The 13406-nt window shown below is 55.2% G+C and carries 13 protein-coding genes and 2 pseudogenes; 8 read left to right on the forward strand and 7 right to left on the reverse strand.

Going from position 1 to position 13406, the window contains the following annotated elements:
• Positions 1-211 precede the first annotated feature (211 nt).
• The 3 genes from AC1Q5O_RS26825 to AC1Q5O_RS26835 all read left to right on the forward strand — a co-directional run bounded on the left by AC1Q5O_RS26825 (position 212) and on the right by AC1Q5O_RS26835 (position 2497).
• Entirely contained in the window at positions 212-1249 is a 1038-nt protein-coding gene (locus tag AC1Q5O_RS26825) for an alpha/beta hydrolase (RefSeq protein ID WP_492567115.1), read from the forward strand.
• 70 nt (positions 1250-1319) lie between these two features.
• The gene (locus tag AC1Q5O_RS26830; RefSeq protein ID WP_492567092.1) at positions 1320-1805 is read left to right on the forward strand and encodes a cytochrome P460 family protein; all 486 of its coding nucleotides are present in this window, start codon (positions 1320-1322) and stop codon (positions 1803-1805) included.
• Positions 1806-1810: 5 nt separating this feature from the next.
• A complete protein-coding gene (locus AC1Q5O_RS26835; protein WP_492567094.1) occupies positions 1811-2497 on the forward strand; it encodes a DUF4405 domain-containing protein in 687 nt (228 codons plus the stop codon).
• 67 nt (positions 2498-2564) lie between these two features.
• Here the strand turns inward: AC1Q5O_RS26835 and AC1Q5O_RS26840 are convergent, their stop codons facing one another.
• The 4 genes and pseudogenes from AC1Q5O_RS26840 to AC1Q5O_RS26855 all read right to left on the reverse strand — a co-directional run bounded on the left by AC1Q5O_RS26840 (position 2565) and on the right by AC1Q5O_RS26855 (position 4577).
• Complete coding sequence (locus AC1Q5O_RS26840; RefSeq protein ID WP_492567117.1) at positions 2565-3113, reverse strand: SMI1/KNR4 family protein; 549 nt, start codon at positions 3111-3113, stop codon at positions 2565-2567.
• Positions 3105-3317 (reverse strand): annotated as a pseudogene (locus AC1Q5O_RS26845) (DUF6500 family protein); the annotation flags it as partial. The gene AC1Q5O_RS26840 and the pseudogene AC1Q5O_RS26845, both read right to left, overlap by 9 nt.
• Positions 3318-3377: 60 nt before the next feature.
• Positions 3378-3800, reverse strand: coding sequence for a hypothetical protein (locus AC1Q5O_RS26850; RefSeq protein ID WP_492567096.1), 423 nt, complete (start codon positions 3798-3800; stop codon positions 3378-3380).
• Between the two features lie 579 nt (positions 3801-4379).
• Entirely contained in the window at positions 4380-4577 is a 198-nt protein-coding gene (locus AC1Q5O_RS26855; RefSeq protein ID WP_492567098.1) for a GIY-YIG nuclease family protein, read from the reverse strand.
• A gap of 651 nt (positions 4578-5228) precedes the next feature.
• Between AC1Q5O_RS26855 and AC1Q5O_RS26860 the strand changes: the two genes are divergently transcribed.
• From AC1Q5O_RS26860 to AC1Q5O_RS26875, 4 genes are all read left to right on the forward strand, one after another.
• Positions 5229-5669, forward strand: a complete 441-nt coding sequence (locus AC1Q5O_RS26860) for a GtrA family protein (protein ID WP_492567100.1) — start codon at positions 5229-5231, stop codon at positions 5667-5669.
• Between the two features lies 1 nt (position 5670).
• Positions 5671-7185, forward strand: coding sequence for a hypothetical protein (locus AC1Q5O_RS26865; RefSeq protein ID WP_492567102.1), 1515 nt, complete (start codon positions 5671-5673; stop codon positions 7183-7185).
• 192 nt (positions 7186-7377) lie between these two features.
• Positions 7378-9717, forward strand: a complete 2340-nt coding sequence (locus AC1Q5O_RS26870; RefSeq protein WP_492567104.1) for a hypothetical protein — start codon at positions 7378-7380, stop codon at positions 9715-9717.
• A 461-nt stretch (positions 9718-10178) separates the two neighbouring features.
• The gene (locus AC1Q5O_RS26875) at positions 10179-10448 is read left to right on the forward strand and encodes a hypothetical protein (RefSeq protein WP_492567106.1); all 270 of its coding nucleotides are present in this window, start codon (positions 10179-10181) and stop codon (positions 10446-10448) included.
• 393 nt (positions 10449-10841) lie between these two features.
• On the opposite strand, the gene AC1Q5O_RS26880 is transcribed toward AC1Q5O_RS26875, so the two are convergent.
• From AC1Q5O_RS26880 to AC1Q5O_RS26890, 3 genes are read right to left on the reverse strand one after another with little or no spacing between them, the layout of a single operon-like run.
• A complete protein-coding gene (locus AC1Q5O_RS26880) occupies positions 10842-10988 on the reverse strand; it encodes a hypothetical protein (protein WP_492567108.1) in 147 nt (48 codons plus the stop codon).
• A gap of 46 nt (positions 10989-11034) precedes the next feature.
• Entirely contained in the window at positions 11035-11202 is a 168-nt protein-coding gene (locus AC1Q5O_RS26885) for a hypothetical protein (protein WP_492567110.1), read from the reverse strand.
• A gap of 53 nt (positions 11203-11255) precedes the next feature.
• Positions 11256-12110 (reverse strand): hypothetical protein, encoded by an 855-nt coding sequence (locus AC1Q5O_RS26890; RefSeq protein WP_492567111.1) that lies wholly within the window; start codon positions 12108-12110, stop codon positions 11256-11258.
• Between the two features lie 441 nt (positions 12111-12551).
• On the opposite strand from AC1Q5O_RS26890, the pseudogene AC1Q5O_RS26895 reads away from it, so the two are divergent.
• A pseudogene (locus AC1Q5O_RS26895) lies at positions 12552-12943 on the forward strand (IS66 family transposase); the annotation flags it as partial.
• Positions 12944-13406 lie beyond the last annotated feature (463 nt).

The following is a 13406-nucleotide window of genomic DNA, read 5'->3' on the forward strand; positions in this document are numbered from 1 at the left end:
CCTATCATATTCAGCTCACTAATCGCTCAGTCCGTCTCAGCCTACACTTCAGGGTGTGGGCCGGTCATGCCTCCCGAGGGCTGCAATTCCGTTGACGTCAGCGGCGCGGAGCCGTTGATCGCGGCGTTCAACGCGATGGTGCCCCGCCTGGCGACCAATTGAACATACAAGGAGCACCGAGTTGAATATCACCGACCTCAAGCCTCTCACCGTGGCGGCTGTCATCGCCCTGGCTGCCGGCGAAGTCCGCGCGGATGATTACCGGGAAAACCCCTATACGCTTACCTACGAAGGCGCTATCACTGAAAACGTTGCCGGCAAAGTCAACATTCATCCGGTCAAATACAAGTTGAACGGGCTGGACATCGCGGCGAACGTCTATACCCCGCCTGGCTACACTCCCAGCGAATCCTATGCAGCAATTGTCGTGGCTCACCCGAACGGCGGCGTCAAGGAACAAACCGCAGGGCTTTACGCTCAGCGTTTGGCCGAACAGGGCTACGTTACCATTGCGGCAGATGCAGCATACCAGGGTGGCAGCGGTGGCGACCCCCGCAACGTTGACAAGCCGTCCAACCGCATTGAAGACATCCACGGGATGGCTGACTATATCACGCACTATGCCGGCGTTGACGGCTCCCGCCTGGGGTTGCTGGGTATTTGCGGCGGTGGCGGTTATTCACTTGCTGCCGCCAAGACCGACAAGCGCTTTCAGGCAATCGCCACGCTGAGCATGTTCAACTCCGGCCGCGTGCGCCGCAACGGTTTTGAAGACTCACAGCTGAGCAGTCTTCAGGAGCGTCTCCAGCAGGCATCGGAGGCCCGCGCGCAGGAAGCCACCGGCAACATCATCTACGCCAATGCCACGCCGCTGACCGACGAGCAGATTGCCAAGCTGCCGTTCGAAATGTATCGCCAGGGCACCGAATACTACCAGAAGACCAACGCACATCCTGGCTCCTCTGCGCGCTATACGCTGAGCAGCCTGCTCGATCTGGCTCGGTTCGACGCAACGGACCAGATCGATCTGATCAACAAGCCCCTGCTCATGATCGCGGGCAGCAAGGCTGACAGCCTCTACATGAGCGAGGACGCATTCGCGAAAGCAACCGGAACGACCGACAAGGAGCTGTTCAAGATCGAAGGCGCGACGCATATCGAGACCTATTGGGTGCCCGAATACGTCGACGCCGCGATGGGCAAGCTGACGCCGTTCTTCAACAGAACGCTCGAAGGCACGCGCGGCTAACGAACGAGGCCGGCCCTGAGCCGGCCTTCTCCCCTCTCCCGATGTTGCGGCTTCATTCAGGACCCTCAAGATGAACACTCTACTCACATATGCGACCGGAGCCGCCATCGCGTTCAGCGCTATCGCTCTTGTCGGCTTGCAGGTTCACGCGGAAACCAACCGCGTCAAATTTCCCGAAGGCCTCGACAAGCTGGTACATTACACCGGCCGTCAACGTGGTGAATCCGTCACCCATATCAAGACCACGCAGAGCGTAATCGATACGATCAAGGCGGGAAAGCCGGTACCCGATGGCGCGCAGTTCGTCCTGATCGACTATCGCAACGGCGAGCTTTACCGGTATTTCGTCATGGAAAAGGGCGCCAACTGGGGCGCCGACTATGATGACCATCGGCGCACGGGTAACTGGCAGTTCCAGTGGTACTGGGCGGATCACACGGTCAACAAGGCTGAGAACACCAATCGCTGCCAGTCCTGCCATCAAGGTGCCAGCGGCAATGATTTCCTGTTCACCCACAGCGAAATTCAGGCCTTCCACGGGACGCCGGTGAACTGACGGTCATGGCTCCTACCTTCCTTCTGCGACTGGCGATTGACTTTGCGGCGGCGGGCCTGCTCATGCTGGCCCTTGCCTATTACTGGCTTGGCGACACCGTTCATGAACTGGCGGGTTCGGCTGTCTTTGCGCTCGCCGCGATACACAACGTCTTCAATCGACGTTGGTGGGGCACGGTCGCGCACACCAGGCGCGAAGCGAGTGGATTGATATATGCCGGCATCAACCTGGTACTGTTGGTCGTCGTCGGAACTGTTGTGGTGACCAGCCTTATGATCTCCCGGCTGGTGTTCGCGTTCCTACCCCTGGATGGCGGCTTCACCGCCAGGCAGATCCATACCGCTGCAGCCTATTGGCTTCTGATTATCGTCTCGCTGCACATCGGTTTCCGCTGGCCGGTCGTGATGCACGCTGCCCGAACCCTGTTCGGCATCACGACTTCGGGCAGAGGCCGCACGATCGCCTTGCAACTGCTCGCTGCCGCCATGGCGCTGTATGGCGTGCAGAGTTCGGCAGAGCTGGGGCTAGGCGATAAGCTCCTCATGCAGATATCGATGGATTTATGGGACTTCAATGAATCGATTGCCGGCTTCTTTCTCCGCATTGCGTCCATCGTCGCACTCTACGTCTGGATAGCCCACACGACGCGCATGCTGATCCAGAGGATCGCCAGACGTCGCCACGCAACTTAAACGCGGTTATGCCCTCGGCCCATACGAGGAGTCCTTAATGCGTTCGACAACGAGAACACGACAATTGTTATCGCATGTCTGCTCCACCAGCCGCCAAATTGTCGACGAATGACTTGAACGAAGTGGTCACGTAGCGTGTGTTGACGATCCAGTTTTTCTCGATCGTCAGATTGTCGCTCCAAACGTCTCGGACAAAAAAGTAAACCTTGCCGTCCCGATGATCGATGCAATAATAATTCCCGCCCCAATCAAAGGCAAACTGAATGAGATGGGGTGGCAATTGCTGTTCTGACCATTCCCTTTTGGTTCGTCCCTCAGCAGTAAAATCCGGATCGTCACCAAAGCGGTCGCTATAGCGAAACGGGATGAAGTCGCGAACTTCATTATCATCCCATTTCCCTTCCGGATCGACCCAAACGGATCTTTCCGGTGTTCCGCCATTGTGATCGATATAATGCGCCTTCAAATCGTCGGGAAGTTTTACGGACAATTCCTGTTCTACCGAAATGAAATCCTCGAGCGTCAGAGCTTTTTCACAATCGCTGAAACCGTTTTCACCCCTAACAATATCCATGCCATCTGTTCGAGAGCGAGGGTTCTGCCCGGCAAGGTCCATGACCAAAGCCCGTATCTTGATGGCTTTTTCAAAATGGTCGAGTTGGTGGATGCGTATCCACCATTCCGCGGCCTCCATCAGAAGCTCGGGGTCATCATTTTTATTGCCAAAAAACGAATAGAACGAGAGGCCCACGCTGGAGCCTTTTTCAGATATCTTTTGATCACAGACCTCAACTATCTTTTTTTGCAGAATGGTTCTCACGAAACGTTCTCCATTGAATATCCGGATTTTTGCGACAGCAGATAGAAATTGGCCAGCCCGTCAATCAGTGACAAAGAACTCAAAAAAATCCAGCTTTGCGGAGGGGAATACATTGACAAGCCGTCCTTCCGGAATCTTTTTCGCCGACAGCCCGCCGATGCACAGGCCAAGCGTTCTAAAAATCATGTACTTCGGCCCGATCAGATGGTCAGGATCGATTTCCCGCAGCCGCTGAACGGCCCCTTCAGCATAGATTTCAATTCCATTCACGACCGGTGTGACATGCTTGCTCAGCGTGACATAAGCCAGCTTTCTCCCGTCATATATGAGCTCGCATCCTTCCCGGGTTTCGAGAACATGTTGCATTATATTGTCTGTCAGAGAAGTATACGGCTGACCACAGGCTTGCTTGATCTGCGCCTGAGATTTGCCGAACACAAAGTCATTGACCGAGATGAAGGGGATTATCGTGTAGACCGTCATAGCGATCTTCTAGCATATCGGGGAGCATCCACATACGGGCCCCAAATGGCAATTTCAGATTTTTTGTCCGTTGCGAAATCGCTCAAGGATTTTTGGCAATTCCTCCGCGACACCATTGCCATGGCCCACTATTCTCATTGGCTGAGGGTAAATTCCGATCAGCATGATCGCAAGCGCAGGGTGCGTTTTGTCCAATATGAGAAGTTACTGAAGAACGATCGGTTCCTTACGCTGCGAAAGACCCGCAAGTCCTCCTTTGTAAATGCCGATAACAGGCGATTTTCTTGAACTTCAATTAGGACGAAAGTGTCTGCAATCGCCAGCTGGAATCAGAAAATCAAAACGACCTTGGATTTGGTCAGATAGAACTGTTGATTGAATTTCATCCGCAACCATCAAAGCCTGATGTCGCCGGGCGAGAGTTTCCCGATAGTCTTGAGCCTTGACATCCTCGAAGAACGACAGATATGGCGCTAAGCGCTTTACCGCCGCTTCCGCCTGCTCAAGGGAAGCCCGGAAAAATTCCTTCCTGTCATTCTGGGCGTTAACGCGAACAGCTTCAAATTCGTTGTGACGTGCCTATTCAAGAGCAGGTGCGTCGTCAATGTAAATGATTGCATGGGTATCGAACATAAATGGTACACTTGCGTCGCCAAGCTCTCGCACCCGATCGCCCGGATCCAAACGCCTTGCGAGCCCAATTTTGACAACATCGTCCCCAAATGAGCCGACATGCAAAAATATATGAATGTAGCCTGATCGGGTCTTTTCAGCCATTGCCTGAGCGCGCTCCACTCGCGCATGGGCCGCTGCCAAGTCGCGTTCCAAGATTTGTATTTGATCAATGAAGGCGTTGAAATGCGGAACACCGACAAGCACCCATTGAGGCTACAAGGTCAGCTGTGCATCGTTTTAGCGCCTGCTGACCTACTTGTTGGGTTGCGACGCCAATTGACCCACTTTTCCATCTGCGCTTGACCATAGTTTGTCGAGATAGAGCGAAAATTAATACCAGATTCTCGTAGCGGTGTTGGGTCAACGTGAAATAGCAAAGGGGTCAATTCTTACCGGAAATCAAAAGCCATGACCGCCCAGCGTTCCACACATTGAGGCACCCGACCCGAACATCAACTTGAGGCTGTGACCTCGGAAAGGACCATGACCCTGGCACGGACAAAACAGGCTTGACTATCTTTCGCAATTAATGGACCGAAACACAGCCAGTTGGGCCCATCCTTCCTTGGGTAGGTGCGGTCAGGTCTTGAGCATCGCTCCTAACTCACGTATGGGAATAGCTTGCAATCTGTTAAACTTCACTCAAATGCTCAGGCGATATTTAGCATCATGGTTTCTAATAAGACGATCCTGATCACCGGAGAACCGCGGGATTTCGGAACGCGTGCGTTAAGGGCGGGATATGGCCGATAGATGCTAATTGTCCGGCTCGTCGGGAAAATCCTTCGCCAGAGGTTCGTGCGGTTCATTCTTGCAGGAGGCACATCTGTTGTTTTGAACCTAAGTGCCCGCGCGCTGTTCTCGATGTTTGTCAGCTATGAGGTTGCGATAGTTTTCGCGTATTTTGTCGGTATGGCCACAGCCTGGACCTTAATGAGGGTCCTCGTCTTTAAAACGACCAACGAAAGGGCCGATGGCGAGATCCTGCGGTTCTTTGTTGTCAACATGATCGGTTTGTTGCAGGTCTCGGTAGTCAGTAGTGTGCTTGTTGATCAGGTCGATTTGATTGTGAACAACATCAAGATATCCGAGGCCGTGGCACATCTCCTCGGGCTGATATCGATTGTCTTTACAAGCTATCTATTGCATTCGAAATTCACCTACTCATCGAAGTCTTCCGAAACCAAGAGGTAAAATGTCAGTGAGATACGTGGATGTCCTGCGCGCCAAAATGTTTGAGCGTAAAATGGCGGTTTACCTGCTGGCCGCTGCGACCGCTTTTTTCTTCAATACGTATCTCGCGTATCTCTACGGGAGCGACATTCCTTTCTGGGATGAGTGGGACGCCCAGGGAGGGCACTTGTTTGTCCCGCTTTTGAGCGGCCAATACAGTGTCGCGGACCTGCTTTCCAATCATAATGAGCATCGGATCTTTTTCGGCCGGGTCGTCTGGCTGACGTCATATGCGCTGTCCGGATACTGGGACGTCCAGTTGATGATGATCCTGAATTCTCTGATCCACGGCATTTTGGTCGCCGTGCTGATCAAGACCCTGTCGTCGAAACAGAATGACAACAGCTTCTATCTGATTGCAGTGTCTACCGTTGTCATCTCGCTATTGCCGGCTGGATGGGAGAATATTCTTTGGGGCATGCAGGCCGTCGTTTATGCGCTGCTGCTTTTTGCCTTGCTCGCAAATGTCGTCCTGAGCAAAGCCCGGCCTCTGACAGAGCAATGGGCTCTTGGTACCCTTCTGGCGGTATGCTCGTACCTCTGCATGGCGTCCGGAGCATTGACATTGGTGCCATACATTCTGTTCAGCGGATACATGTTCTTCTTGAGCCGCGACTGGAAGTATCTTGTGTCGATCGTAATCCACGGGCTTCTGACCGGTATTATGGTTTTCAGCATCGCGAAGATCGGGTCTTCCGGCGGCCATTCTATGGAAGATCTCATCCACTCCTTCAATTCCCTCGTTTTCCTGATGAGTTGGCCGCTTCCGCCAACTATCCTGTCTGCCTTCTTTCTCAGCGCGCCCTTCATCATCTTCACGATCGCGACCGTGCGATCGCGAAATTCCTCATCCACTGCCTGGGGAGGGATTTTGTGGACACTGTGGATATACCTCCATATCGCGCTGTTTGCTTATGGCCGAGGCGAGACGACTGGTTTGGCATCGCGTTATGCTGACATTGTCGTCCAGATCACGATCGCGAACGTGGGATTTCTCGTCGCGCTTCTTTATCGGATGCGCCCGGCTCGCTACCTGTCAGTACCCGTTCTGGGATCGATCGTATGGGGTATCGTTGTCGCAATTCTGCTTGTGAACCAGGTAAAGCCGTCGGTGGCGGGACTTTATTCTCGCTGGAACGCATCGCAGTACCAGCAGAAAAATCTTGAGCGCTTCCTGTCGTCCGGAGATCCACAGACTCTGGCGGGCCACCCACGCACGGCAATCCCATATCCTTCGGAGGAGCGCCTGATCTCTCTTCTTCGCAATCCGGCGCTGCAGCCTGTTCTCCCGCCGAGCGCCAATCTGCTAAATGTCCGCAGCGGTGATAAGGTACCGACAGTGTCAACATTTCATGTCGGCATTTATCACCTGAAGAACTTTCTTCTCGTTGCATCGCCATTCCTAGCTGCAATTTGCGGGATTTGGTTGCTGACGACGGCAGGCATGGCTATGAGCAAAAGATGGAGGTCGTCGTGACACTGGACGGCAATGATGCGGTGGCCTTCGCGCGGGTCTGGCTGGTGAGCATGGAACTTGCACGGTTTTCACTGCCTGCAAGGGTTTCGAAACCCATGCGGAGATCGTTGGCCATGTCATCGGCGTGCTAAGCCCCGTCGTGACGAGCTACTTCCTGCACAAGTATTTTACGTTTTCGAAACAGGGCATGTCATGCAAAAAAATCTCAATACGGCAGCATACTGCCTTGTCCTTATCCTGTCAGTGATCCTGTTCTATGCCAAGTTCCAGCCGCTAGGTTTTCATCCCACCAATGCCGGGCTCGACCCCTCCTGGCAGGCAAGCCTGGCATTGGCTGTCGAAAAAGGATGGCTGTTCGGAACAGACGTCGTGTTCACCGGCGGCCCGCTCTCTTCCATCTACACACGACAGTATGTCGGGGCATACACTTACGCCGTTGCGGTCTTTTCAATCCTGATTGCGCTTTATCTGGCTGTGTCAACAGCCCGAATCCTGCGGTCGACTGGCAGCATACTGTCGGCCCTATTGGCTCTCGCGCTGATTTACGTCTGTTATATCTATACCGACACATTCCTCCTGATCGTGCCCTTGCTGACGGCAATCGTGTTCCTGGATGGTCAGGGCAAATCGGCGAGCGCTCATGCCGCAGCCGGATCCTTCCTTTGCGGTGTCGTGGCTCTTGCCAAGTTTTCCACATTCCCCCTGTCGGTAGTTACTGTTCTCCTGCTGGACGCATTGACAGTTCGCCGGAAGGCCATTCCCGTTCAGACGCTGCTGCTGTGCGCGGGCCTGTGGGCCGGGTTCGCGGCCGGTGGCCAGCCTGTCAGCCAGTTTCCGGCATTCCTCGTTTCCAGCCTCGAGGTTTCCAGCGGTTATTCCGCTGCAATGAGCCTGTCCGCGCAGGTCATGGAGGTTGCGGGATGGGTAGTCCTGGCAGCGGTCTTTGTGGGTTTTCTTGTATGGCGGAGTTATGCGTGCAGGCGCTCGGCCGATCCCGTCATCGGCGCCGCCAGAATTCTCGTCACCTGCGCATTTCTTTTCATTACATGGAAAGCCGGGTTTGTACGGCATGACCTTCATTCGCTGATTGCCTGGGGCAGTCTTTCGCTGGCAATCATCCTTGCGGGTTTCGCTTGCCTGACGCGGTTCGGACGGGCATGGTGGGGGGTGCTTGCACTGGCCCTCGTCAGCATGATCCCGCCCTATGTTCTTCTTGACCAAGCGACCGGTCATCCGCCCTTTACTAGTGGCCTCGAAACAACACGGATCCTGACACGCGAGATAGGCAATACCGCGGATCTGATTGCGTACCCGGCCGAATGGCAGCGAAAGCTCGAAGAACGCAACACCGCATCGCTTGCGGAAATCCGGTCGAAACTGTCGCTTCCGGCGCTGGACGGCACAGTCGACATCATCCAGTCGGAGCAATCCGACCTCATTGCCAACAACCTGCAGTTCACGCCGCGGCCCACGGTCCAGGAATACACGACCTATTCCTCGAAACTGGTCGCCCGCAATCGCGCCTTTTTCGAAGGAAAGCGCGCGCCAGATTATCTGATCATGGCGCCGGGCTCGATCGACGGCCGCCATCCGGCATCGGCGGAAGGTGCTTTGTGGCCACTGTTTTTCGCATTCTATCAGTCGGAAATCGATCTGGGCCGAAATCTCGTTCTCAAGAAGCGGGCTTTGCCGATCCACAATCTTGAGACGGTACCGACAGAGATCGGGGCGAATATCGGGGAGCAGATCCCGGTTCCCCGTCACGACGGGCCGGTGATGCTGTCCGTTCGGATGCATCCAACAATTCTGGGGCGCCTGCTGGACCTTCTCTACCGGCCCGCGCACACGGAGCTGCTGGTCACCTATGAGGATGGTCAGGAAAGTGCTTACCGGCTGATCCCCGCGATGGCTGCCGAGGGATTTATCGTGTCGCCGCTGATCAGCACCACGTCGGATTATGCGATGGCCTCATCCGGCCACTCCCTTGATGCTGGTCTGCAAAAAGCAAAATCCATTCGCGTCACTGTCAGGGCGCCTCTCTGGCTGGGCTACCAGCGGAAGATCGAAGTGACATTCCAGCGCCTGGATAATGAGGTATTGAAACAGGCAGACGCCGGGCCGATCGTCTCCCGCAAACTGGAACAGACGAAACGTCTGAACCTGATTATCGCAAACAATCCCTTGAACGGCCAGACCCTGGTTCGGATTCCGGAGGGAATATTGGCGCATGCGCCGACTGCACTGAAAATACCCGTGGCTCCCGGTTCGCAGTTGAAGGTGGCGTTCGGCATGCGTGAGGGCTCTTGGACGGATGGCGGCGGCACAGACGGGGTCTGCTTCGTTGCCGCAGTAGGCAGCACGACACTCATGCAGAAGTGCCTCGATCCGCAAAAAAATGCGGCGGATCGCGGAGAACAGGCGCAGACAATTCAGATTCCCCAGGCGGTCTCAGCGATCGAGCTGCGAACCGAATGTCGCGGCAACTGCGCATGGGATTGGAGCTATTGGAGCACGGTCGTGGCAGAAGAATAAGGTCTTGTCCCTTCGTCCCGATACATCGGTTGGATCACCATAAGAATAGGCCGGATCGCATGCGCGATCCGGCCCTTTCATGTTTTTCGCAGACGTCTCGCGCTCCACCCCCACACTTTCCGCACCATCACCGTCCCTGCGACATCCGGAATGGGGACGATGAATTCCGATTTGTCGGCAAAAAGTTCGTCGATGGCGTGGATAGAAATATTCCAGCCCGTCCTTGATCAGTGCATAAAGATCGGTGTCGATGTTTTGCGGAAGCAGCCTGTCGAGGGTGGAGCGGCGGAACCAGAACATCGACCCAGCAGCGAACAGGTCCATGGCCATCGCAGTCGCCTGATCGCCGCTATAGAGTTGCGTCTGTACGTCGGAGATGACGGTATCGTTGACGGAGGTGCACCCGGCGTGATCGGCCAGATCCGGTGTTCGGCCGTCAGCAGGTTGGGAGTACGCAGTGCTTGCAGGTACGGCAGGATATCGTGGCTCCGATTCCCGACCTTGACCTGCTCGGAAAATGTCAGGAAGGGTGTGTCTGGCAACTCCACCGGCTGCACGAAGGGCGGCCGGCTTATCACCAGGCCCAATGGCTGGCGAACGGTTGTAGCGATTTCGCAGCACATCACATCTCAGACGTCGGGATAATAGACATGGACGAAGATGGTGAAGTCGATTATCAGATCACTTTGCTGGGTCAATGGATCGGGGCCCTACCGGATGATGAATCATAGTTTTCCACTGCGCCCGATGATGCCATGCATCATCATCCCGAAATTCTCCAGTCTCTTGCCGGGAACGACGGTGCTGAAAAACACCAGTTGCATTGCCACACGCCGAACGAGGATCGACCGCCACGCCAATAGCAGGGAATTGCGCGTAATAATAATGCCGCAGCGGGCTGTGAACCGGAAAGCGGCAGCCCCGGTAGACGATCCAGTCGTCGCCTAAACTGTGGCTTCATCTGCGCGGCCGATATGCCGTAACTCGCATAGCCCAGATGTTGGGCGCGAAGCCCCCAGTGGAAGTCCACATAGTCGATGGACAAGGCTGCGTCCATGTCGCCGAGAAGTATGATTTCAAGACCGGATGCATCGGCGAATGCAAGCAGAGACGAACCGTCGCCATTATCGACCTTGCGGGCGGATGGCCTCAACCTGCCGCAGCAACGGTGCATGCGCCGGCAGGTAGGTGACGATGACGCAGCACGCCGGAATGCGGGCAAGCGCGTGTCCGTTTTCCTGCTGATGATCGGCACCCTTCGACAGCTGCATGTGCTCGATCCGATCCAACTGCTTGAGGCTTGCGGGGATGACGCGGCTAGCGTCCGGCGGATTCCGTATAGGCCCCCAATACCTCGTCGACGGCGTCACGCATGCGTCCGCGCCCGTGTTGCAGCCACAGGCCTTCCGTGTACCATTCGCGGATCAGGTCGTTCGAATGCGAGGCGAGCACGAGGATGCCGGCCGAACCGATGAAGGTGCGCATCCGCTCCTTGGCTTACACCAGGAAAGCCGCATCGCCAGCGCCGATGCCTCCATCTACCAGAAGAATGTCTGGGCGGAGGACGACGTTGTTAGTGCCTTGCTGCGGGCGGAGCTGACCGCCGGTGACCAAGGCCAGCAAGTTATTTTTGAGCGAGCGGTTGGCCGACTGCATGACGCTGGTAATGATGATCGGGACATCATTCTCTTTCGGGTGAATATCGCTACGCCGCAATCAGGATCACAGGGCGCAAGCGCTATTTCACAAGACATACGAAAACAAGGCAGCATGCCCGCCGTATCAGGAAGCCAGTGTCGGGTCTCCATTGTTACGTGGCGGCCAAGCGAGGGAGAAATCTTCGTGGATGATCTACAGGTGGTATTGTATGCCGGGTCGGGGTGGTAGCAGGTACCCCAGCGCGAATACGCGTAATTGATTTCCTTGCCAAACCTCTCGATCTTCTCCGGAGTATCCTCGAATCCGCGGCTCCTGGCAATATTCGGTAGAACCCGCTCGACGTGACTGGCGCGTCGGAACTGATGACCAACCTTGCAATAAGCTGCCGTCATCCGCCAGCTTGCCGGCGCGCGCATTGTCTCGGAGGCCGACAGGGCAGACGCAATCTTGTGTGTCAGGTCGGCGTTGACCGCGTCTCTTTCCACCATTTCGTTTTGCAAAGCGGATCGATAGCCCTCGGCCTCGGTTTTATGCTGCCGTGTCACCGCAGCCAGATGGGCTTCGTGTTCGTCACCCAACGCTGCGAGACGGTGCTCGTAATCGCTACGCAGGGCCGCGATTTGACCGTTCTGCTCCTGCATTTGTCGAAGATGGTCTATCCGCATATGGACGATGAAGGCGTAGGCCTCCTGTTCTTCATCGGTCGCCAGGCTGTCCCGCCGCTCGAGCAACATGGCCCAGCGCAAAGATAGCTTGGATCGTGCGTGGCGAGCGGCCCAAAACTGTGTTCTCGAAAAATGCGCAGCCAGTAGAGCGGAGGTTGCACGTTGACGTGCGTCGGCTCGTCAAAAGCCTCCGGGCTGGAGGAAAACAGGTTCGGCGGTGCAACTCCGAGCAGAGATTGGCGATCGCAAGTCATCAGCCCACCTCGGACATGTGCTCGATCACCTCGATGCAAGTTACGATATCATACGTGCCCTCGATCAACCCGACCTCGCAGAAGGGCTTGATTGTGTTCCCGTTAAGTTCGGGCTTTTGCAGATCGGTGAGGGTCGAGCAATCTTGCAGCGTTATCCATGTCAATCTGGGAGTAAGTGCGTTCCACGGGCGATTCCTTGCGTTGGATAAACCATTGTTATTTATTGCGAGTCGCGCTTCATCTTTGAACCCACCCATGGAAGCAGAAGCCATCACCAGCCGCCAATGCATTCCGCAGGCGTTTCGACCCGATATCAAGTCTGCGCACCAGATACTTTGCCCTCGACCAATTGCTCGTGCGCTTGCACCGGCGCAAGAACGAATTGCTGAAGGTTCTCGATAAGCCCGAGATTCTTCGTCATACCAATGCCTCGGAGAATAATCTGCCCGCCTGCGTGACCAAGCGCAAGATCTCCGGCGGCACCATAAGCATCCATGGCTTTCAAGCTCGTGATGTAATGCTCGGTCTCATGAAGACCTGCAGAAAGCTCCGACTGTCCTTCTATCACTATCTGTGTGACCGTTGGGTCTTGAAGACGCCAACAACCCCATCCCGCCATTGCCCAACCTTGTGGCAGCACGCGCTTGAAACCCCGTCGCCAGTCCTCTCTGCCTATTCAGACGCCGCTACCACCAAATCTGCCCCTGTTAGCCCGTCCGCTTACCGGCATGAATTGCGACCATTGGCAGTGAGTATGATTGTTTTCGTTGTAGTTTTGTCTCTATTCCGCATTTATATGCTTATTAGCTTCTGCATGGTGGACTAAAATGCCACCTTGCTCCACTTAGCTGAGCTTTGCGCGCGCTCATTTCCCCGCGTCCGCAAGTTTAATCAGTTCTGTGGTCGTCCATCAATCGGTATAACGCGGCATTCCTAGCTTTGCTCGATGCTACAGCATTGGTTTTGCTGGGTTTTCCGGGCCTCCCCTGCCCTCTTGGCTCTGTCCTGGCGCCTGCGTACTCACCAGTGTTTTCCTCTTATCGGCATATACAACTGTTCGTTTTCTCGCGTCTTGCGCGTTTGTACACATTGAATTTGCTGGGGTTTTTCC

This window comes from Phyllobacterium sp. MT110 (assembly GCF_058792715.1).

What these genes read in the sequence shown, in the direction of transcription:
- AC1Q5O_RS26830 (WP_492567092.1), top strand. Translation starts at nt 1,320, where the DNA reads ATGAACACTCTACTCACATATGCGACCGGAGCCGCCATCGCGTTCAGC.
- AC1Q5O_RS26835 (WP_492567094.1), top strand. Translation starts at nt 1,811, where the DNA reads ATGGCTCCTACCTTCCTTCTGCGACTGGCGATTGACTTTGCGGCGGCG.
- AC1Q5O_RS26840 (WP_492567117.1), bottom strand. Translation starts at nt 3,113, where the DNA reads ATGGACCTTGCCGGGCAGAACCCTCGCTCTCGAACAGATGGCATGGAT.
- AC1Q5O_RS26850 (WP_492567096.1), bottom strand. Translation starts at nt 3,800, where the DNA reads ATGACGGTCTACACGATAATCCCCTTCATCTCGGTCAATGACTTTGTG.
- AC1Q5O_RS26855 (WP_492567098.1), bottom strand. Translation starts at nt 4,577, where the DNA reads ATGGCTGAAAAGACCCGATCAGGCTACATTCATATATTTTTGCATGTC.
- AC1Q5O_RS26860 (WP_492567100.1), top strand. Translation starts at nt 5,229, where the DNA reads ATGCTAATTGTCCGGCTCGTCGGGAAAATCCTTCGCCAGAGGTTCGTG.
- AC1Q5O_RS26865 (WP_492567102.1), top strand. Translation starts at nt 5,671, where the DNA reads ATGTCAGTGAGATACGTGGATGTCCTGCGCGCCAAAATGTTTGAGCGT.
- AC1Q5O_RS26870 (WP_492567104.1), top strand. Translation starts at nt 7,378, where the DNA reads ATGCAAAAAAATCTCAATACGGCAGCATACTGCCTTGTCCTTATCCTG.
- AC1Q5O_RS26880 (WP_492567108.1), bottom strand. Translation starts at nt 10,988, where the DNA reads ATGCAGCTGTCGAAGGGTGCCGATCATCAGCAGGAAAACGGACACGCG.
- AC1Q5O_RS26885 (WP_492567110.1), bottom strand. Translation starts at nt 11,202, where the DNA reads ATGCGCACCTTCATCGGTTCGGCCGGCATCCTCGTGCTCGCCTCGCAT.
- AC1Q5O_RS26890 (WP_492567111.1), bottom strand. Translation starts at nt 12,110, where the DNA reads ATGTTGCTCGAGCGGCGGGACAGCCTGGCGACCGATGAAGAACAGGAG.